The 18,037-nt window shown below is 71.7% G+C and carries 15 protein-coding genes and 1 pseudogene; 6 read left to right on the top strand and 10 right to left on the bottom strand.

Annotation, left to right across the window (positions count from 1 at the left end):
- Window positions 1–382 precede the first annotated feature (382 nt).
- Window positions 383–1,615, bottom strand: a complete 1,233-nt coding sequence (locus tag IGS69_RS26470; protein ID WP_190902982.1) for a sensor histidine kinase — start codon at window positions 1,613–1,615, stop codon at window positions 383–385.
- A 6-nt stretch (window positions 1,616–1,621) separates the two neighbouring features.
- Window positions 1,622–2,275: a response regulator transcription factor gene (locus IGS69_RS26465; RefSeq protein ID WP_190902981.1), complete on the bottom strand. Its 654-nt coding sequence runs from the start codon at window positions 2,273–2,275 to the stop codon at window positions 1,622–1,624.
- Window positions 2,276–2,691: 416 nt separating this feature from the next.
- Between IGS69_RS26465 and IGS69_RS26460 the strand changes: the two genes are divergently transcribed.
- Window positions 2,692–2,865 carry a hypothetical protein gene (locus tag IGS69_RS26460; protein ID WP_190902980.1) on the top strand — a complete coding sequence of 58 codons (174 nt, stop codon included), beginning with the start codon at window positions 2,692–2,694 and terminating at the stop codon, window positions 2,863–2,865.
- A gap of 61 nt (window positions 2,866–2,926) precedes the next feature.
- On the opposite strand, the gene IGS69_RS26455 is transcribed toward IGS69_RS26460, so the two are convergent.
- The gene (locus IGS69_RS26455; RefSeq protein WP_190902979.1) at window positions 2,927–3,742 is read right to left on the bottom strand and encodes an inositol monophosphatase family protein; all 816 of its coding nucleotides are present in this window, start codon (window positions 3,740–3,742) and stop codon (window positions 2,927–2,929) included.
- A gap of 8 nt (window positions 3,743–3,750) precedes the next feature.
- A complete protein-coding gene (locus IGS69_RS26450; RefSeq protein WP_190902978.1) occupies window positions 3,751–4,878 on the bottom strand; it encodes a ferrochelatase in 1,128 nt (375 codons plus the stop codon).
- A gap of 170 nt (window positions 4,879–5,048) precedes the next feature.
- On the opposite strand from IGS69_RS26450, the pseudogene IGS69_RS26445 reads away from it, so the two are divergent.
- From IGS69_RS26445 to sepH, 3 genes and pseudogenes are all read left to right on the top strand, one after another.
- Window positions 5,049–6,287, top strand: a pseudogene (locus IGS69_RS26445) (MFS transporter); the annotation flags it as partial.
- Window positions 6,250–7,569, top strand: coding sequence for a D-arabinono-1,4-lactone oxidase (locus tag IGS69_RS26440; RefSeq protein WP_190902977.1), 1,320 nt, complete (start codon window positions 6,250–6,252; stop codon window positions 7,567–7,569). The pseudogene IGS69_RS26445 and the gene IGS69_RS26440, both read left to right, overlap by 38 nt.
- A gap of 484 nt (window positions 7,570–8,053) precedes the next feature.
- Window positions 8,054–9,082, top strand: coding sequence for a septation protein SepH (sepH, locus tag IGS69_RS26435; RefSeq protein ID WP_190902976.1), 1,029 nt, complete (start codon window positions 8,054–8,056; stop codon window positions 9,080–9,082).
- A gap of 135 nt (window positions 9,083–9,217) precedes the next feature.
- On the opposite strand, the gene IGS69_RS26430 is transcribed toward sepH, so the two are convergent.
- The gene (locus IGS69_RS26430; RefSeq protein ID WP_190902975.1) at window positions 9,218–10,066 is read right to left on the bottom strand and encodes a sulfurtransferase; all 849 of its coding nucleotides are present in this window, start codon (window positions 10,064–10,066) and stop codon (window positions 9,218–9,220) included.
- Between the two features lie 251 nt (window positions 10,067–10,317).
- On the opposite strand from IGS69_RS26430, the gene IGS69_RS26425 reads away from it, so the two are divergent.
- Window positions 10,318–11,121, top strand: a complete 804-nt coding sequence (locus tag IGS69_RS26425; protein WP_190902974.1) for a VOC family protein — start codon at window positions 10,318–10,320, stop codon at window positions 11,119–11,121.
- 13 nt (window positions 11,122–11,134) lie between these two features.
- Here IGS69_RS26425 and IGS69_RS26420 read toward each other — a convergent pair whose 3' ends face one another.
- Genes IGS69_RS26420 through IGS69_RS26405 form a run of 4 tightly spaced genes read right to left on the bottom strand, consistent with a single transcriptional unit; the run spans window position 11,135 to window position 16,528 of the window.
- Complete coding sequence (locus IGS69_RS26420) at window positions 11,135–11,785, bottom strand: thymidine kinase (RefSeq protein WP_190902973.1); 651 nt, start codon at window positions 11,783–11,785, stop codon at window positions 11,135–11,137.
- A 58-nt stretch (window positions 11,786–11,843) separates the two neighbouring features.
- Window positions 11,844–13,040, bottom strand: a complete 1,197-nt coding sequence (locus IGS69_RS26415; protein ID WP_190902972.1) for an alkaline phosphatase family protein — start codon at window positions 13,038–13,040, stop codon at window positions 11,844–11,846.
- Entirely contained in the window at window positions 13,040–13,627 is a 588-nt protein-coding gene (locus IGS69_RS26410; protein ID WP_190902971.1) for a DUF5998 family protein, read from the bottom strand. Before IGS69_RS26410 ends, IGS69_RS26415 begins: the two co-directional genes overlap by 1 nt.
- Before the next feature lie 51 nt (window positions 13,628–13,678).
- On the bottom strand, window positions 13,679–16,528 hold the full coding sequence (locus IGS69_RS26405) for a bifunctional acetate--CoA ligase family protein/GNAT family N-acetyltransferase (protein ID WP_190902970.1): 2,850 nt from the start codon (window positions 16,526–16,528) through the stop codon (window positions 13,679–13,681).
- A 180-nt stretch (window positions 16,529–16,708) separates the two neighbouring features.
- Between IGS69_RS26405 and IGS69_RS26400 the strand changes: the two genes are divergently transcribed.
- Window positions 16,709–16,990 carry an HPr family phosphocarrier protein gene (locus IGS69_RS26400; RefSeq protein WP_003993478.1) on the top strand — a complete coding sequence of 94 codons (282 nt, stop codon included), beginning with the start codon at window positions 16,709–16,711 and terminating at the stop codon, window positions 16,988–16,990.
- 260 nt (window positions 16,991–17,250) lie between these two features.
- Here the strand turns inward: IGS69_RS26400 and IGS69_RS26395 are convergent, their stop codons facing one another.
- The gene (locus IGS69_RS26395; protein WP_190902969.1) at window positions 17,251–17,946 is read right to left on the bottom strand and encodes a GntR family transcriptional regulator; all 696 of its coding nucleotides are present in this window, start codon (window positions 17,944–17,946) and stop codon (window positions 17,251–17,253) included.
- Window positions 17,947–18,037: the final 91 nt, after the last annotated feature.

Below are 18,037 nucleotides of genomic sequence, written 5' to 3'. Positions count from 1 at the left end.
TGCGGTGTCTTCAGCGCACGTAACGCGTGAGAGGCCGGACTTGTGCCCGACCTGAGGCGGAGATTTTGCCTCACATCAAGGTCTGTTACTCAATCGACACCCAACCGGACTCCTGACGAGTGATCGGCTTGGATGGCGATGGGGACCGTACACGGTCCGAATGCTGCACGCCAAAGGCGTCTCACCCTGTACTTCCCGTGATCAAGACCCCCGAAAACCGGGATTTTCCCGGCTTTCCGACAGCGTGCATGATCACGGAGAGTAGATGGCCGGAAAGGCGTCCCTGTGATCGATCACACACGGTGCGCGCGCGGTGCAGCCTCAGAAATTCCGCGCAAAGCGAACATCCCCGTTTGCCGCCGAGTTGATCGGCGACATGATCTCAGATCGGCAGCGTGACGCGCATGACGAGTCCACCTCCCTCACGCGGCTGGGCGTAGATGTGCCCGCCGTGCGCCCGGGCCACGGACCGGACGATGGAGAGCCCGAGCCCGACGCCCTTGTCGCTGCCCGTCCGCTCGGTGCGCAGCCGCCGGAACGGCTCGAAGAGATTGTCGATCTCGTACGCCGGCACGACCGGGCCCGTGTTGGACACGACCAGGACCGCCTGCCCGTGCTGGACGTCGGTGGTGACCTCGACCCAGCCGTCCTCGGTGATGTTGTAGCGCACGGCGTTCTGCACCAGGTTGAGCGCGATCCGCTCCAGCAGCACGCCGTTGCCCTGGACGACCGCCGGCTTCTGCTCGCCCCGGATCACCACGCCCTTGCTCTCGGCCTCGCCGTGCACCTGGTCGACGGCCTGCTCGGCGACCTCGGCGAGATCCACCGGTCCGCGCTCGACGATCTGGTTGTCACTGCGGGCGAGGAGCAGCAGGCCCTCGACGAGCTGCTCGCTGCGCTCGTTGGTGGCCAGGAGCGTCTTGCCGAGCTGCTGGAGTTCCATCGGGGCCTTCGGGTCGGACAGGTGCACCTCGAGGAGCGTGCGGTTGATCGCCAGGGGCGTTCTCAGCTCGTGGGAGGCGTTGCCGACGAAGCGCTGCTGGGCGGTGAAGGCCCGCTGCAGCCGCTCCAGCATGTCGTCGAAGGTGTCGGCCAGCTCCTTCAGCTCGTCGTCCGGGCCGTCCAGCTCGATGCGGCGGGAGAGGTCCGAGCCCGCCACCGCGCGGGCGGTGCGGGTGATCCGGCCCAGCGGGGAGAGCACCCGCCCGGCCATGGCGTAACCGAAGGCGAAGGCGATGACCGCCAGGCCCAGCAGCGCCAGCAGCGAACGGCTGAGCAGGCTGTCCAGGGCGTGCCGGCGCTGCTCGTTGACGCACGCGTTCATGGCGTTGTTGAACTCGGAGGGCGACGCCTGGTCCGGCAGGTTGCAGATGTCGCTGGTGACCTTGCCCTCGACGATCTTGAACGGCAGGTCGCTGCCCACGTTCAGGGCCTGCGCGGCCAGCAGGTAGATGATCGACAGCAGCAGGATGCCGGCGATCAGGAACATGCCGCCGTAGAGCAGCGTGAGCCTTATGCGGATGGTCGGGCGCAGCCACGGGAAGGGCGGCACGGGCCTTCTGGGGTCCCAGGTGGGCTTGGGAGGCGCCTGCGGGGGCGCGGGGGTCGCTGCCACGGGGTATCAGATCCGGTAGCCGGAGCCGGGGACGGTGACGATGACGGGCGGCTCGCCCAGCTTGCGGCGCAGGGTCATGACCGTCACGCGCACGACGTTCGTGAACGGGTCGGTGTTCTCGTCCCAGGCCTTCTCCAGGAGCTGCTCCGCCGAGACGACGGCGCCCTCGCTGCGCATCAGCACCTCCAGGACCGCGAACTCCTTGGGGGCGAGCTGGACCTCCTTGCCGTCACGGAAGACCTCGCGGCGGTTGGGGTCGAGCTTGATCCCGGCCCGCTCCAGCACGGGCGGCAGCGGCACGCTGGTGCGCCGGCCGAGGGCGCGCACGCGGGCGATGAGCTCAGTGAAGGCGAACGGCTTGGGCAGGTAGTCGTCGGCACCGATCTCCAGTCCCTCGACCCGGTCGCTGACGTCACCGGAGGCCGTCAGCATCAGCACGCGCGTCGGCATGCCCAGTTCGACGATCCTGCGGCAGACGTCGTCGCCGTGCACGAGCGGGAGGTCGCGGTCGAGGACGACCACGTCGTAGTCGTTGACGCCGATGCGCTCCAGGGCGGCCGCGCCGTCGTACACGACGTCGACGGCCATGGCCTCCCGGCGCAGTCCGGTGGCCACCGCATCGGCGAGCAGTTGCTCGTCCTCGACGACGAGTACGCGCACGTTCCTGGTCCTTCCTCATGTCCACCCGCGCCGCCCGGCACCGGGCGCACGTGGGCAGGGGTCTTCGACGGTGCCTTGGTGTGTTGCCCTCCATCCTGCCCTTTTCGGCCATAAGTCGGAGGTAAGGCGGGTGAGAGGCACTGCCGCCGGGAGGGAATACGAGATTTTCTCCTCCGGTTAGGTTTCCACGGAAGGGAGCTTGGGGAGGACGGCTTTACATCCCACGATCACGCTCTGCTGGCGCCGCACCACCATGCGGTGCGCATCGATCCGCTGTTCCGCAGGGCGGGCGTGGGTGTCCGGCACCGTCGCCGCCCGGCCGAGCGGCGCTGGGCATCCACATGCGGCGTGATCGTCCCTTCCGAACGGCACACCCCCGTGCCATCGACCCACGACCCAGGACGAGGGGGCGCAGCATGGACGCATTCACCGCAGGACTTCTGCAGCGCATAAGGGCGACCGAGTCCGATCTGTCCCGGGCTCGCGACGAGGGCGACGAGTTCCTCGTCGATGTGGAGCAGGGCGAGCTCGACGACCTGCGCCGACTCGCTGCCGAGCACGGAGTGGTGGTCAGCGCGACGAGCGCCTGATCAGGCAGTACGAAGCGGGCCCCGGCGAATCCAGCGCCGGGGCCCGCTTCGTCGTCGCTGCTCAGTCGTGCCAGGCGCCGAAGTCCTCCAGGAGGCGCTGGAGGGGCTCGAAGACGCCGGGGGTACCCGCCACTGCCAGCTCGCCGGACGGGCGCTCTCCGGGGCGCCCACCGGTCAGCGCGCCCGCCTCCCGGGCGATGAGGTCCCCCGCGGCGAGGTCCCAGGGGTGCAGGCCGCGCTCGTAGTAGCCGTCGAGGCGGCCCGCGGCCACGTCGCACAGGTCGACCGCTGCCGAGCCACCACGCCGGATGTCGCGCAGCAGCGGGATCAGCCGCCGCGCCACATCCGCCTGGTGGGCGCGGACGTCGGCGACGTAGTTGAAGCCCGTCGAGACCAGTGCGTGGTCCAGCGGCGGCGCGGGGCGGCAGGCCAGGGTGCGCTCGCCGTCCCAGGCGCCGGTGGCCCGGGCGCCCCGGCCGCGCACGGCGTGGAAGGTCTCGCCGCGCATCGGGACCGCGACCACTCCGACGACGGTCTCGCCGTCCTGCTCGGCGGCGATGGAGACGGCCCAGGTGGGCAGCCCGTACAGGTAGTTCACGGTGCCGTCGAGCGGGTCGATCACCCAGCGGACGCCGCTCGTGCCCTCCGTGGCGGCACCCTCCTCGCCGAGGATGCCGTCGTCCGGGCGGCGCTCGGCGATCAGGCCGGTGATCAGCTTCTCCGCCGCGATGTCCATCTCGGTGACGACGTCGATGGGGCTGGACTTGGTCGCGGCGACCGCGAGGTCGGCCGGACGCCCGTCCCGCAGCAGCGCGCCGGCGCGGCGGGCGGCCTCCTGGGCGAGTGCGAGCAGGTCCGTGTGCAGGGGGTCGGTCACGGGGCTCCTCACGCGTAGATGCTGTCGGCGCCCGCGGCGGCGGGCCGGGGAGCGCGGGCCGGGCAGCATCCGACCGGGCAGACGTTGTGGCTCGCTCCCAGGGCGCCGAGGGCGCACGGCGTGACGTCCTGGCCGCGCTCGACGGCGGCACGCTCCATGACGAGCTCGCGGATCGCGGCGGCGAACCTGGGGTCGGCGCCGACGGTCGCCGAGCGCCGCATCGGCAGGCCGAGCTCCTCCGCCCGGGCCTTGGCCTCCGTGTCGAGGTCGTAGAGGACCTCCATGTGGTCGGAGACGAAGCCGATGGGGGCGATGACGACGGCCGGGACGCCGGCCGCGTGCCGCTCGTCGAGGTGGTCGCAGATGTCGGGCTCCAGCCACGGGATGTGCGGGGCGCCGGAGCGGGACTGGTAGACGAGCTGCCAGGGGTGGTCGACGCCGGTGCGCTCCCGCACGGCGTCGGCGATCTGCTGCGCCACGTCCAGGTGCTGCTTCACGTACGCGCCGCCGTCGCCGTGCTCCTCGACGGGGCCGGAGGTGTCGGCGGAGGCCGTCGGGATCGAGTGCGTCGAGAAGGCGAGGTGCGCTCCGTCGCGGACGTCCTCGGGGAGTTCGGCGAGGGAGCGGAGCACCCCGTCGATCATGGGCTCCAGGAAGCCCGGGTGGTTGAAGTAGTGCCGGAGCTTGTCGATCTTCGGCGGCTCCAGGCCTTCCGCCTCCAGGGCCGCGAGCGCGTCGGCGAGGTTCTCGCGGTACTGGCGGCAGCCCGAGTACGAGGCGTAGGCGCTGGTGGCGAGGACCAGGATGCGGCGGCGGCCGTCGCGGACCATCTCGCGCAGCGTGTCCGTCAGGTACGGCGCCCAGTTGCGGTTGCCCCAGTAGACGGGCAGGTCCAGGCCGTGCTCGGCGAAGTCCTTGCGCAGGGCGTCCAGCAGGGCGCGGTTCTGGTCGTTGATCGGGCTGACTCCGCCGAAGAGGAAGTAGTGCTGCCCGACTTCCTTGAGGCGTTCTTTGGGGATGCCTCGCCCACGCGTCACGTTCTCCAGGAACGGAACCACGTCGTCCGGGCTTTCCGGGCCGCCGAACGAGAGCAGGAGCAGGGCGTCGTAGGGGCTGGCATCGCGCGCGTCGTGCATGAGTCGATCCTGCCACCCTGCACTGACAGCCGGGAAACGGCGGGGTGGCGCCGGCGCGGCAGGCAGGCCCCGCGGGCGCCGCGAGGCTGCTCCGGACGGGTGTGTCGGGGCGCCCCGGGCCGTAAGCTGTGTCGACTGCGTTCGCAGCTTACTGAGCCTTCGGAGACCCCGTGCCCAGCCCCTACCGCGCCCTGTTCGCAGCCCCCGGCTCCAAGGGTTTCTCCGCTGCGGGCTTCCTCGGTCGGCTCCCGGTGTCGATGATGGGCATCGGCGTGATCACGATGATCTCCCAGCTGACGGGGAGGTACGGCCTGGCCGGTGCCCTGTCGGCCACCGTCGCGCTGTCCGCCGCCGTGGCCGGACCGCAGGTGTCGCGGCTGGCCGACCAGTACGGGCAACGGCGCGCGCTGCGCCCGGCGACGCTGATCTCACTGACCGCTGCGGCCCTGCTGCTGTGTGCGGCGCACTACGGGTGGCCGGACTGGGTGCTGTTCGTGGCGTGCGTGGGCATCGGCTGCGTGCCGAGCGTCGGCGCGATGGTCCGGGCCCGCTGGGCGGCCCTGTACCGGGGGACGCCGCAGTTGCACACCGCGTACTCCTTCGAGTCCGTGGTGGACGAGGTGTGCTTCATCTTCGGGCCGATCATCTCCATCGGGCTGTCCACGGCCTGGTTCCCGGAGGCCGGTCCGCTGCTCGCCGCCTGCTTCCTGGCCGTCGGCGTGTTCTGGCTGACCTCGCAGCGCGCCACCGAACCCGAGCCGCACCCGCGCGAGCGGAAGGGCGGCGGCGGCAGCGCGCTGCGCGCGCCGGGGCTCCAGGTCCTGGTGGCCACCTTCGTCGCCACCGGGGCGATCTTCGGGGCCGTCGACGTGGTCACCGTGGCCTTCGCCGACGAGGAGGGGCACAAGGCCGCGGCGAGCCTCGTCCTCGCGGTGTACGCGGCGGGTTCCTGTGTGGCGGGCATGGTGTTCGGGCTGCTGCACTTCGCCGGGGCACCGGAACGACGGTGGCTGCTGGGCGTCTGCGCCATGGCCGTGAGTATGATCCCCCTCCTACTGGTCGGAAACTTGCCGTTTCTGGCCGTGGCGCTGTTCGTTGCGGGTCTGTCCATCGCTCCCACGATGATCACGACGATGTCCCTCATCGAAGAGCACGTACCACGCGCGCAGCTCACCGAAGGCATGACCTGGGTGAGCACCGGGCTCACGGCGGGGGTCGCACTCGGCTCCTCCACGGCCGGCTGGGTGATCGACGCGGCCGGGGCGCGTGCCGGGTACGGGGTTCCGGCGGTGGCCGGCGCCGTCGCGGTCGCGGTGGGTTTCCTCGGGTTCCGCCGGCTCAAGCGACCGGCACCGCGTCGGGGAGGCTCCGTTGAGCAGCACAGCGAACGGAAAGAACGGCACGTGGCGAAACTGGGGCGGCAACGTCTCGGCTCGTCCCGCGCGGGAGGTCACCCCGGCCTCGGTCGACGAGCTGGCCGCCGCGGTACGGCGGGCCGCCGAGGACGGGCTCAGGGTGAAGGCCGTCGGTGCCGGGCATTCGTTCACGTCCATAGCCGCGACCGACGGTGTGTTGATCCGCCCTCAACTGCTGACCGGGATACGCGACATCGACCGCGAGAACATGACGGTCACGGTGGAGGCCGGCACGCCGCTCAAGAGGCTCAACGTCGCTCTCGCGCGCGAGGGTCTGTCGCTCACGAACATGGGCGACATCATGGAGCAGACGGTCTCCGGGGCCACCAGCACCGGCACGCACGGCACGGGCCGCGACTCGGGCTCGATCGCCGCCCAGATCAAGGGCCTGGAGCTGGTCACCGCCGACGGCTCGGTGCTGAGCTGCTCCGAGAAGGAGAACCCGGAGGTCTTCGCCGCCTCCCGCGTCGGCCTCGGCGCCCTGGGCATCGTCACCGCGATCACCTTCGCCGTCGAGCCGGTCTTCCTGCTCAAGGCCCGCGAAGAGCCGATGCCGTTCGACAAGGTCCTCTCCGACTTCGAGGAACTCTGGGCCGAGAACGAGCACTTCGAGTTCTACTGGTTCCCGCACACCGGCAGCACCAACACCAAGCGCAACAACCGCAGCGCGGGTCCCGAGAAGCCGGTGCCGCAGCTCAAGAGCTGGATCGAGGACGAGTTCCTCTCCAACGGCGTCTTCCAGGTGACCAACTGGGTCGGCCGCGCGGTGCCGGCCACGATCCCCGCCATCGCCCGGATCTCCAGCAAGGCCCTGTCCGCGCGGACCTACACGGACATCCCCTACAAGGTCTTCACGTCCCCGCGCCGGGTGCGCTTCGTGGAGATGGAGTACGCCGTTCCGCGGGCGGCCGTCGTCGGGGCGCTGCGCGAGCTGAAAGCGATGGTCGACCGCTCCGGCCTCCGGGTCAGCTTCCCCGTCGAGGTGCGCACCGCGCCGGCCGACGACATCGCGCTGTCCACCGCCTCCGGCCGGGACAGCGCGTACATCGCCGTCCACATGTTCCAGGGGACGCCCTTCCAGCGTTACTTCACGGCCGCCGAGCGCATCTTCACCGCCCATGAGGGCCGTCCGCACTGGGGCAAGATCCACACGCGGGACGCCGAGTACTTCTCCCGGGTGTATCCGCGCTTCGGCGAGTTCACGGCGCTGCGGGATCGTCTCGATCCTGATCGGCGGTTCCAGAACGACTACTTGCGGAGGGTCCTGGGGGCGTAGAGGGGGCACCGGGGAGTGCTGATTCCGGCCATCGTCACGCCGAAGACGGCCACCGCCTCGAGCACAGGCCGCCTCCAGTTCCTGTTAGTTCCGATTCTTGTGGCTGCGTGAAGTTCCCCACGTTCAAGATCCCGGAACGGGGGCATGGGGCGGCCAAGTCCCACCCCTTGCGAGAAGTTGGGCGGCGCGCCAATCCACGCAGGTGGCCCGAATGGAGTACTGTTGCGAGCCCTGGGTCCGGTCGCCCGTTGAGGGTGCACAGGGCCTTTAAGGACCGCCGGGAGGGGGCTAGTTGCACAGGGTGACAGAGTTCGTCACTTAGCGTTGCGAATAGGTAACCGTGCCATAACGGCGATCCAGGGCCAGCGCCCGACACGCCGGGCAACTCGGCAAGGTTGTGGCAGGCTGCACCCGGGCAGGCCACACTCGACTAGCGGAAGCAGCGACGCACGTGACGTCGGCAGGCACCACCCGGGAGGTCCCCATGCCCGAACTGCGTGTCGTGGCCGTCTCGAATGACGGCACACGGCTGGTGCTGAAGGCTGCCGACTCTACGGAGTACACGCTTCCGATCGACGAACGCCTGCGCGCCGCCGTGCGCGGCGACCGTCCGCGTCTCGGCCAGATCGAGATCGAGGTCGAAAGCCACCTCCGCCCGCGCGACATCCAGGCGCGTATACGTGCAGGCGCGACCGCGGAAGAGGTCGCGCAGATGGCCGGCATCCCCGTCGACCGGGTACGCCGCTTCGAGGGTCCCGTGCTCGCCGAGCGCGCCTTCATGGCCGAACGGGCCCGCAAGACCCCGGTCCGCCGCCCCGGTGAGAACTCCGGTCCGCCCCTGGGCGAGGCCGTGCAGGAGCGGCTGCTGCTGCGCGGTGCCGACAAGGACACCGTCCAGTGGGACTCATGGCGCCGCGACGACGGCACGTGGGAAGTCCTGCTGGTCTACCGCGTCGCGGGCGAACCGCACGCGGCGAGCTGGACGTACGACCCGCCCCGGCGGCTCGTCCAGGCCGTCGACGACGAGGCGCGCTCCCTGATCGGCGAGTCCGACGACCTGGCCGCGCCCGAGCCCAGCTTCCCGTTCGTCCCCCGCATCGCCCGGCTGCCGCGCGACAGACCGCTGGACCGCCCCGAGCGCCCCAGCCTGCCCGCGCAGGCGTCCGAACCGATCGAGGAGAGCACGGGCGAACGCGACTCGCTGACCAGCCTGCTCGAGGCGGTGCCGAGCTTCCGCGGCGACCTGGTGGTTCCGGAACTCCCCCCGGCGGAGCCCGAGGAGGAGCCCATCGTCGCGGAGGTCGAGGAGGAGGAGCCTCCGGCTCCCGCGGCCTCGGCCGGTTCCGCCTACGCCGACGTCCTCATGCCGCGTTCCGTGGGCAGCCATCGCGACCGGCTCATCGGTGCCACCGACCGCCAGGCCGAGGCGGACGGAGTGCGTCCGGGCCGTAGGGCGGCCGTCCCGAGCTGGGACGAGATCGTGTTCGGGACGCGGCGCAAGAAGCAGGAGTAACGAAGCAGGAGTAGCCGAGCCGGCTGCCGAAGGACGAGGGCCGCGCTGTCCGGGCGCGGCCCTCCCTTCGTGTACGGCTCTTCGTGTACGGCTCTCTGTGTGTGCGGCTCCTCGTGTACGGCTCTTCCTGTCAGGTCACCGCGGGTCCGGGCCGACGGCCACCGGCCGGTCCGGGTCCGAGGACCACTCCGACCAGGACCCCACGTACAGCTCCGCCGGAATGCCGGCGGCCGCCAGCGCCAGGACCTCATGGGCGGCGGAGACCCCCGAACCGCAGTACACGCCGACCCGCACCCCCTCGGTCACGCCAAGTCCCTCGAACCGCGCCCGCAGTTCCCCGGCGGGTAGGAAACGCCCGTCGGCCCCCACGTTCTCCGTGGTCGGCGCCGACACCGCGCCCGGGATGTGCCCCGCCACCGGATCGATCGGCTCCACCTCGCCCCGGTACCGCTCCCCCGCCCGGGCGTCCAGCAGCACCCCGGACCGTGCCAGCGCCGCGGCGGCATCCGCGTCGAGCAGCCCCGCACCCGGCTCGGGCACGAAGTCGCCCTCCGCCGGAGCCGGCACGGTCTGGTCCAACGGCCCCTCCCAGGACGGCAACCCGCCGTCGAGAACCCGCACGTCCGGGTGACCCGTCCAGCGCAGCATCCACCATGCCCGGGCGGCCGCCCACCCCTGGCCGCCGTCGTAGACGACCACCGGCGTCCCGGCCGACACGCCCGCCCGGCGCATCGCGGCACCGAAGTGTTCGAGGTCGGGCAGCGGGTGCCGGCCGCCCTTGCCCGGCGCGGAGGCCAACTCCCGGTCCAGGTCGACGTATACGGCCCCCGGCAGGTGCCCCGCCCGGTACGCGGCCCGGCCGTCGAACGGCGGCTCCCCGGCCGCCTTGGCCGCGGTGAGCTGCCAGCGGACGTCGAGCAGGACCGGCGGCCGGGCGCCCGCGAGATCCCTGGCGAGGTCGGATGCGGAGATGATGGCGTTCATGGTCCCCATCCTCGCGCACGGGGGTGGCCGAGCCGTCCGTGTCCGGCTACTCTGCTCGGCCGGAGCGAAGCGATCACGCGGCGTACGGGAACAAGCACATGCTGTACAGCTGAACGACACATGCCGACAAGCGCGCCGCGAGGGACGGGGCCCGCACATCGGGCATTCTCCCGGACAAGGGACGCCCCACAAGGGCCGCCCCGCCAGGCTGCGGAGAGCACGGCCACCGCGAGGCCGAGAAGAGAGTGACGATGACCGACGCACGGGGGTCCGCCGGGCCGAACGGTGACACACCCGCTCGGCACGCGCCCGGCGCGCCCTGCTGGGTGAGCCTGATGGTGCACGGCCTGGACGCGACCGAGGAGTTCTACGGAGCGCTGTTCGGCTGGGAGTTCCGACCGGGGCCCGAGCAACTCGGCCCGTATGTGCGCGCCCTGCTCGACGGGCGGGAGGTGGCCGGCATCGGACGGCTGCCTCCGGACCGCCATCTGCCCATCGCATGGACGCCCTATTTCGCCTCGGAGAACGTGGATCTCACGGCCGGGACGGTACGCAGCCGCGGTGGCACGATCGGCGTGGGCCCGCTGGACGCCGCCGACGCCGGCCGCCTCGCGATCGGCTCCGACCCCTCGGGGGCGGTGTTCGGCATCTGGCAGGCCGCCGCGCACCTCGGCACCGCGATCTCGGGCGTTCCCGGCACGCCCGCCTGGAACGAGCTGCTGACCTTCGAGTCGGCGAGCGTCGCCAAGTTCTACCGGCTGGTGTTCGGGTACGAGGAGGAGCCGGTGGTCTCCGCCGACTTCGACTACGTGACCCTGCACCTGGGCGGCGAACCCGTCGCCGGCATCCACGGCGTGGGGCACGCCCTGCCCCGCGACCAGGGACCGCACTGGGTGACGTACTTCCAGGTCGCCGACGTCGACGACGCGCTGGACCATCTCGTCCACCTGGGCGGGCACGTCCTGAAGCCGGTGCACGACACCGCCCGGGGGCGGGTGGCGAGGGTGGCGGATCCGGAGGGAGCGCGGTTCGCGCTGCTGGAGCGGCCGAGCTGACCTGGTCCGGCCGTCAGGCGGAGGTCACCGGCAGCACGTCCGGGGACAGGGCCGCCGCGCGGGACGTCGCCGCCGTCATCCTGCGGCGGTGGTGACGGCGGCACAGGACCTCGTACCCGATTTCGTCGGCGGAGTGGGTGACGTCGCCGACCACCACCTGGGCGCCCTCGACGACCATCACCCCGCCTATCGTGCGGGCGTTGTGCGTGGCACGGGCTCCGCACCAGCACAGGGCTTCGACCTGGAGGACCTCCACCCGGTCGGCCAGTTCCACCAGGCGCTGCGAGCCGGGGAACAGCTTGGAGCGGAAGTCCGTCGTGATGCCGAAGGCGTAGACGTCGAGGCTCAGGTCGTCGACCACCCGCGCCAGTTGGTCGATCTGCTCCGGCGCGAGGAACTGCGCCTCGTCGGCGATCACATAGTCCGCACGGCCGCCCTGCGACAGGTGGTCGACGAGGTGGCCGTAGAGGTCCTGCCCGTCACCGACCTCCACCGCGTCCGTCACCAGGCCGAGGCGTGAGGACAGCTTGCCCTCGCCGGCGCGGTCGTCGCGCGAGAAGATCATGCCCTGCAGTCCGCGCGCCGAGCGGTTGTGCTCGATCTGGAGAGCCAGCGTCGACTTCCCGCAGTCCATCGTTCCGCAGAAGAACACCAGCTCGGGCATGTGGAGTTGAGCACCTTTCGGCGTGGGAGGACGAGGTGGGGCGTGGAGTGCGGCTGTTTCAGGAGCGTACTTCGAGCAGGGGGACCAACTGCTCGGCGGGGGTCATCGAACCGTGGTTGCCGACCATCGCCGACTCCTTCGGCTCCCGCTCCGAGGCGATGAGCAGGACGTCGTCCCGCGCGGCCGCGACCACGTCACCGATCCTGCCGTACACCCGTTCGTCGATCCGCGGACCGAACCAGCCGGCCGCGATCGCTTCGTCGCGCGAGGCGACCCAGAACTGCTCGCCGAGCACCTCGCGCCAGCAGGTCAGGACGTCGTTCGCCGCGCCGGGCACCGCGTAGACGTGGCGGGCGCGGCCCTCGCCGCCGAGCAGGGCGACCCCGGCGCTCAGCTCCCAGTCCTCGTCGAAGTCGATGCGGTGCTGCTCGTCGAAGGGCACGTCGATCATGCCGTGGTCGGCGGTGACGTAGAGCGCGCTGCGCGGCGGCAGTTGCTCGGCCAGGCGCTGGACCAGGCGGTCGGCGTACATGAGCTGGCCGCGCCAGGCATCGGAGTCGACGCCGAAGCGGTGGCCGGCGCCGTCGACCTCCGCGAAGTACGTGTACACCAGGGAGCGGTCGCCCGCGGCCAGTTGCTCGGCCGCCAGGTCGATGCGGTCCTCGCCGGGCAGCCGCCCGAGGAACGTTCCTCCACTGAGCGCGACCCTGGTCAGCGGGGTGTTCTCGAAGGTCGGCGAGGACACCTGCGCGGCGTGCACCCCGGCCGCGTGCGCCAGCTGGAAGACCGTGGGGTACGGCTGCCAGGGGCCGGGCGGGGTCCACGGCTGCCAGCGCAGCTGGTTCATCAGCTCGCCGGTGTCGGGGTTGCGGACGGTGTAGCCGGGCAGGCCGTGCGCGCCGGGGGGCAGGCCGGTGCCGACCGAGGCGAGCGAGGTCGCCGTGGTCGCCGGGTAGCCGGCGGTGAGCGGACGCCCGGTGCCACCGCGCGAGGTGGCGAGCAGGGACGTCATGAAGGGGGCGTCCTCGGGGTGCGCCTTCAGCTGCTCCCAGCCGAGGCCGTCGATCAAGAACACGCAGTTCCGGTCGGCGGGGGTCAGCTCGGTGATCGCGGCGCTCATGCCCGGCACGCCCAGTCCGGCGGCCAGGGTGGGCAGGAGGTCGGCGAGCGATCCGCTGCCGTACTCGGGGACGGGCGCGGAGGCGACGGTGAGCGGTTCGGGGTGGTCGTCCCAGGCCGTCTTGGGCTGTGCCATCAGCGGGTCGTGTCCGCGGTCGCCTCGGAGAGGGACTGGGCGAAGGCGAGCGCCTCGCGCACGGTCTCCGGTCCGTCCCCGGCCTCGCTGACGCGCAGGCTGAGGTCGTCCGCCGTCGAGTTGCCCGTGTAGCCGTGGTCCGCCTCGCAGTTGGGGTCGCCGCACGCGGCCGGCTCCAGGTCGATGCGGGAGACGGCGCCCCAGCCGATGGTGAGGACGACCTCGCGGGGCAGGGTCCCCGGTTTGTACGACTCGGGATTGGCGACCACGCGGCTGACCACGACCGACGAGATGCGGCCGATCTTCACGGACTCCGTCGACGTCGTCGCGTACGGCGTCGGGGAGGTGCTGTCGGCGGCCTGCTCGTCGGTGTGGCTGACGATGAAGCGGTTGTCGGTGAGGACGAGCACCGTCACATGCCGCCGGACCTCGTTCTGGTCGAACGTCGTCTCCTGGTGGACCAGGTACGACCGGACGGGCTCGCCGCCCACGGCGGCCTCCACCGCCTCGGCCACGAGGGCCGGGTAGTAGCCGCTGCGCTCGATCGCCGCCCGCAGCCCCTGGGTCGTCGTACTGGTCTTGGCCATGACGCCCATCCTACGGGGGACCACTGACTGCGAGGGACAGCTCGCCCCCTGTCAGTACGCGGGGAGTGTCCGCGGGCCGAGGTCGTCGCGGGCGGGCGGGTGCGCGAGGCGCACGGAGGCGCCGAGGACGCTCAGGCCGTGCGAGGCGACGACGACCGGTTCCAGGGTGACCGCGACGACCTCGGGGTGGTCGTCGACCAGCCGGGAGACCCGCAGCAGCAGCTCCTCCAGGGCATGGGTGTCGGCCGGTGCGGAGCCGCGCCAGCCGAACAGCAGCGGGGCGGTGCGGATCGAGCGCACCAGCGAGTGTGCCTCGCGGTCGGTGACCGGGATCAGCCGGTGCGCGGTGTCCCCGAGCAGCTGTGAGGCGGCCCCGGCGAGCCCGAAGGAGAGCACGGCTCCGGCCGCCGGGTCGATGACTGCCCGTACGACGACGTCCACGCCGCGTGGCGCCATCCGCTGCACCACCGGCCGCAGCTCCTCCGGCGCGCCGAACAGCTCGGTCAACTCCGCGTACGAACGGCGCAGTTGCTCCTCGTCCGCGAGGTCGAGGCGGACGCCGCCCAGGTCGGCGCGGTGCCTGAGGTGCGGGGCGGTGGCCTTGAGGGCGACGGGGTAGCCGAGATCGCGGGCGGCCTCGGCGGCGGCGTCGGGGGTCGGGGCGGGCAGGGCGCGGTGGACCTGGATGCCGTAGTGACCGAGGAGGTCGCAGGTCTCGTCCGTGCCGAGCGTGAGCCCCTGGCCGCGGGCGAGGAGGCCGTCGATCAGCGCGGCAGCGCCCCTCTCGTTGATGTTCTCGTACTCGGGTACCTTGCCGGGCTCGGCGGCGTCGCGCCGCCACTGCGCGTAGGCCACGGCCTGGCCGAGGGCGCGGACGGCGCGCTCGGCGGCGGGGTAGGCGGGGATGAGGTGGGCGCCTTCGGGGGCCTCGGCGGCGGGGAGTTGTGTCGCCGCGGGTGTCGCAATTGGAGCTTTTTGCGGGGAATTGTCCGATGCGGCTTGCGGAGCACTGTCCGAGGCGGCCTGGGGTGCCGTGCTCGCCGCCGCCGACAGGGCCTCCGCCAGGCCGCCGAGTTCCACGTGGACCACCAGGACCGGCTTGGCCGGGGCCGCGGCCGATGCCGAGCGCAGGGCCTGCGCGAGGGCCGCGTCGCCGACCGAGCCCTCCCCCACCGCGGGTATGGCGGTGACGACGACGGCGTCGCACCGGTCGTCGGCCAGGGCACGCGACAGGGCGGCGTGGAAGTCGGCCGCCGAGGCCGCGGTGGTCAGATCCTGCGGGGGGTGCGGCCGCAGCCCCTCGGCGAGACACGCGTCGTAGGTGAGCAGGCCGAGCGACTCCGAGTTGCCCAGGATCGCCACCCTGGGGCCGCCCGGCAGGGGCTGGCGGGCGAGCAGCAGGCCCGCGTCGACCAGCTCGGTGATCGTGTCGACGCGGATGACCCCGGCCTGCCGCAGCAGGGCCGAGACGGTCGCGTGCGGCAGCCGGGTCGCCCGGACGGCGTGCCCCTGGGGGGCAGCGCCGTCGTGCCGTGCGCCCTGGACGACGACCAGGGGCTTGGCGGCGGCGGTGCGACGCGCGAGGCGGGCGAACTTGCGGGGGTTGCCGATGGACTCCAGGTACATGAGGACGACGTCCGTGTCGGGGTCCTCGTACCAGTACTGCAGGACATCGTTGCCGGAGACGTCGGCGCGGTTGCCGGAGGAGACGAAGGTGGAGACACCGGTGACGCCCGTGACGCCGCCGCCGCGGCGGTGCAGCCGGGACAGCAGGGCGATGCCGATGGCGCCGGACTGGGCGAACAGGCCGATGCGGCCGGGGCGCGGCATCTCGGGGGCGAGGGAGGCGTTGAGGCGTACCTCCGGGGAGGTGTTGATGATGCCGAAGGCGTTCGGGCCGATGATCCGCATGCCGTACGTGCGCGCGTGCCGCACGAGTGCGCGCTGGCGTTCGCGCCCCTCGGGGCCGCTCTCGGCGTACCCGGCGGACACCACGACCAGCCCCTGCACGCCGTGTTCACCGCACTCGGTGACGACCTCGGTGACGTGCTCGGCCGGCACGGCGACGACCGCGAGGTCCACGGGGCCGTCGATGTCCCGCACCGAGCGGTGGGCGGGCACCCCGTCGAGCTCCTTCTGCCCCTCGGGGAGGGCCTTGTTCACGGCATAGAGGCGGCCGGTGTATCCGGCGTCCCGGATGTTGCCGAGGACGCTGCGGCCCACGCCGCCCGGCGTGCGACCGGCGCCGATGACGGCGACCGAGCCGGGAGCCAGCAGCCGCTGCACCGAGCGCGCCTCGGCACGGTGTTCGCGCGCATACTGCACGGCGAGGGAGCGGTCGGTGGGTTCGAGGTCGAACTCCAGACGGACGACGCCGTCCTCGAAGCTGCGTTTCTGGGTGTAGCCGGCGTCCGTGAACACCTTGATCATCTTGGTGTTGGCCGGCAGCACCTCGGCGGCGAAGCGGCGGATGCCGCGCTCGCGGGCGACGGCGCCGATGTGTTCGAGCAGGGCGGAGGCGACCCCGCGGCCCTGGTGGGCGTCCTGCACGAGGAAGGCGACCTCGGCCTCGTCGGCGGGTGCGGACGCGGGCGTTCCGTCCGCCCCGATCCGGTCGTAGCGTACGGTGGCGATGAACTCGCCGCCGACCGTGGCCGCGAGTCCCACCCGGTCCACAAAGTCGTGGTGCGTGAAGCGGTGGACGTCCTTGGCGGACAGGCGAGGGTACGGCGCGAAGAAGCGGTAGTACTTCGACTCGTCGGAGACCTGCTCATAGAAGCTGACCAGGCGATCGGCGTCATCAACGGCGATGGGCCGGATGCGCGCGGTACCCCCGTCGCGCAGCACCACGTCGGCTTCCCAGTGGGCGGGATACTCGTGCCGGTCCGGCGAGGTCTGCATGGGCCCCAGAGTACGGCTAGCGTCCGACAGCGGGTGCGAGGCAGTCTGTGGAGGGCGTCAGTCGGGTCGAGGCCGCGATCCGACGGCACCTTGGGAGTGGAACGCGAGGACCGCTCCTGGAGGGCTTCACGTTATGGGAAACTGGTCTAGACAACCCTGAACACCGAAGGGCAGCAACACATGGCTGAGCGCCGCGTCAACGTCGGCTGGGCCGAGGGTCTCCACGCCCGCCCCGCTTCCATCTTCGTCCGAGCCGCCACGGCCGCAGGCGTCCCGGTGACGATCGCCAAGGCTGACGGCAACCCCGTCAACGCGGCCTCGATGCTGGCCGTCCTGGGCCTCGGCGCCCAGGGGGGCGAGGAGATCGTCCTCGCCTCCGACGCCGAGGGCGCGGACGCCGCCCTGGACCGGCTCGCCAAGCTGGTCTCCGAGGGTCTCGAGGAACTGCCCGAGACCGTCTGACCCGCCTGATCCACCGAGCGCCCGATCCGGCGCACAGCGAGGGGCTCGCCCGATTCACCGGGCGGGCCCTTCGCCGTTCCCGGGAGACGGTGTTGGACCTTCACCATTCCCCGGTCGACACGAGCGGGCCCTTCGCACCATTCCCGGGTCAGCGCGGGCGACCCTTCGCCATTTACGCTCGACGCGGGCAGGAATTCCGAAATCCGGGCAGCGGAAATGGACCCCCGAGAATTGACTGCTCTTTGTATACGGCCGCCGTGTTAATGCCGCGGGCTCGCCGTGTTTACGGGATGTTGCGAGTTCCTCACACGGTCGGCGCGTTCCTGGGGGGAGCCGAACCGCAGACGGTGCGCGCTCTTCGCGCGCTCGGTGTGCAGCAACGTGACCGCCCGCGCGCGCTCACCGTCCCCGCGCGCCACCGCGTCCACGATCGCGCCGTGCTCGGTCCAGGACTCCACCGGGCTGGCCGGCGCCTCCACCGCGTACATCCAGGCGATCTTGTGGCGGAGCTGGGTGAGCATCGAGGTCAGCGCGGGGCTGCCGGAGGCCTGGGCGAGCGTCTCGTGGAACCAGGTCCCGAGAGAGCGCAGGTCGTCGCTGTTGCCCCGGCGGGCCCGCTCCTGGCCCAGCCGTACCAGGCCGCGCAGGACCTTGAGATGCGCCTCGGTGCGGCGCTGGGCGGCGCGGGCCGCACCGAACGGCTCCAGCAGCATGCGCATCTCCAGCAGGTCGCCGGCCTCCTGCTCGGTGGGTTCCGCCACACACGCGCCCGCGTGCCGGCGGGTCACCACGAAACCCTCGGCCTCGAGCGTGCGCAGCGCCTCCCGGACGGGCACCCGCGAGACGCCGTAGCGGCGTGCGAGGAGTTCCTCGGTGAGCCGGCTGCCGCGTGCGTGGACACCCGCGACGATGTCGTCCCGGATGGCCGTGCACACCGAGTGCGCGGGAATACGCATGACCGACCTCCGCTTAATCCCCGTGAAACGCCGACGAGCGACGTGCGTTCCGTGACTCTATTGCAATGAGCCGGAATTTCCGACGGCAGAC

This window comes from Streptomyces tuirus (genome assembly GCF_014701095.1).
In the GTDB taxonomy this organism is placed as follows: Bacteria; Actinomycetota; Actinomycetes; order Streptomycetales; family Streptomycetaceae; genus Streptomyces; species Streptomyces tuirus.
The sequence above is the reverse complement of the archived record's forward strand: the minus strand, read 5'-3'. Positions and strand labels throughout refer to the sequence as shown.

Bases quoted from the DNA above. Each gene is read 5' to 3' on its own strand.
- IGS69_RS26460 (WP_190902980.1), top strand. From the start codon at position 2,692: ATGGACGCATTCACCGCAGGACTTCTGCAGCGCATAAGGGCGACCGAG.
- IGS69_RS26450 (WP_190902978.1), bottom strand. From the start codon at position 4,878: ATGCACGACGCGCGCGATGCCAGCCCCTACGACGCCCTGCTCCTGCTC.
- sepH (WP_190902976.1), top strand. From the start codon at position 8,054: ATGCCCGAACTGCGTGTCGTGGCCGTCTCGAATGACGGCACACGGCTG.
- IGS69_RS26430 (WP_190902975.1), bottom strand. From the start codon at position 10,066: ATGAACGCCATCATCTCCGCATCCGACCTCGCCAGGGATCTCGCGGGC.
- IGS69_RS26425 (WP_190902974.1), top strand. From the start codon at position 10,318: ATGACCGACGCACGGGGGTCCGCCGGGCCGAACGGTGACACACCCGCT.
- IGS69_RS26420 (WP_190902973.1), bottom strand. From the start codon at position 11,785: ATGCCCGAGCTGGTGTTCTTCTGCGGAACGATGGACTGCGGGAAGTCG.
- IGS69_RS26415 (WP_190902972.1), bottom strand. From the start codon at position 13,040: ATGGCACAGCCCAAGACGGCCTGGGACGACCACCCCGAACCGCTCACC.
- IGS69_RS26410 (WP_190902971.1), bottom strand. From the start codon at position 13,627: ATGGCCAAGACCAGTACGACGACCCAGGGGCTGCGGGCGGCGATCGAG.
- IGS69_RS26405 (WP_190902970.1), bottom strand. From the start codon at position 16,528: ATGCAGACCTCGCCGGACCGGCACGAGTATCCCGCCCACTGGGAAGCC.
- IGS69_RS26400 (WP_003993478.1), top strand. From the start codon at position 16,709: ATGGCTGAGCGCCGCGTCAACGTCGGCTGGGCCGAGGGTCTCCACGCC.
- IGS69_RS26395 (WP_190902969.1), bottom strand. From the start codon at position 17,946: ATGCGTATTCCCGCGCACTCGGTGTGCACGGCCATCCGGGACGACATC.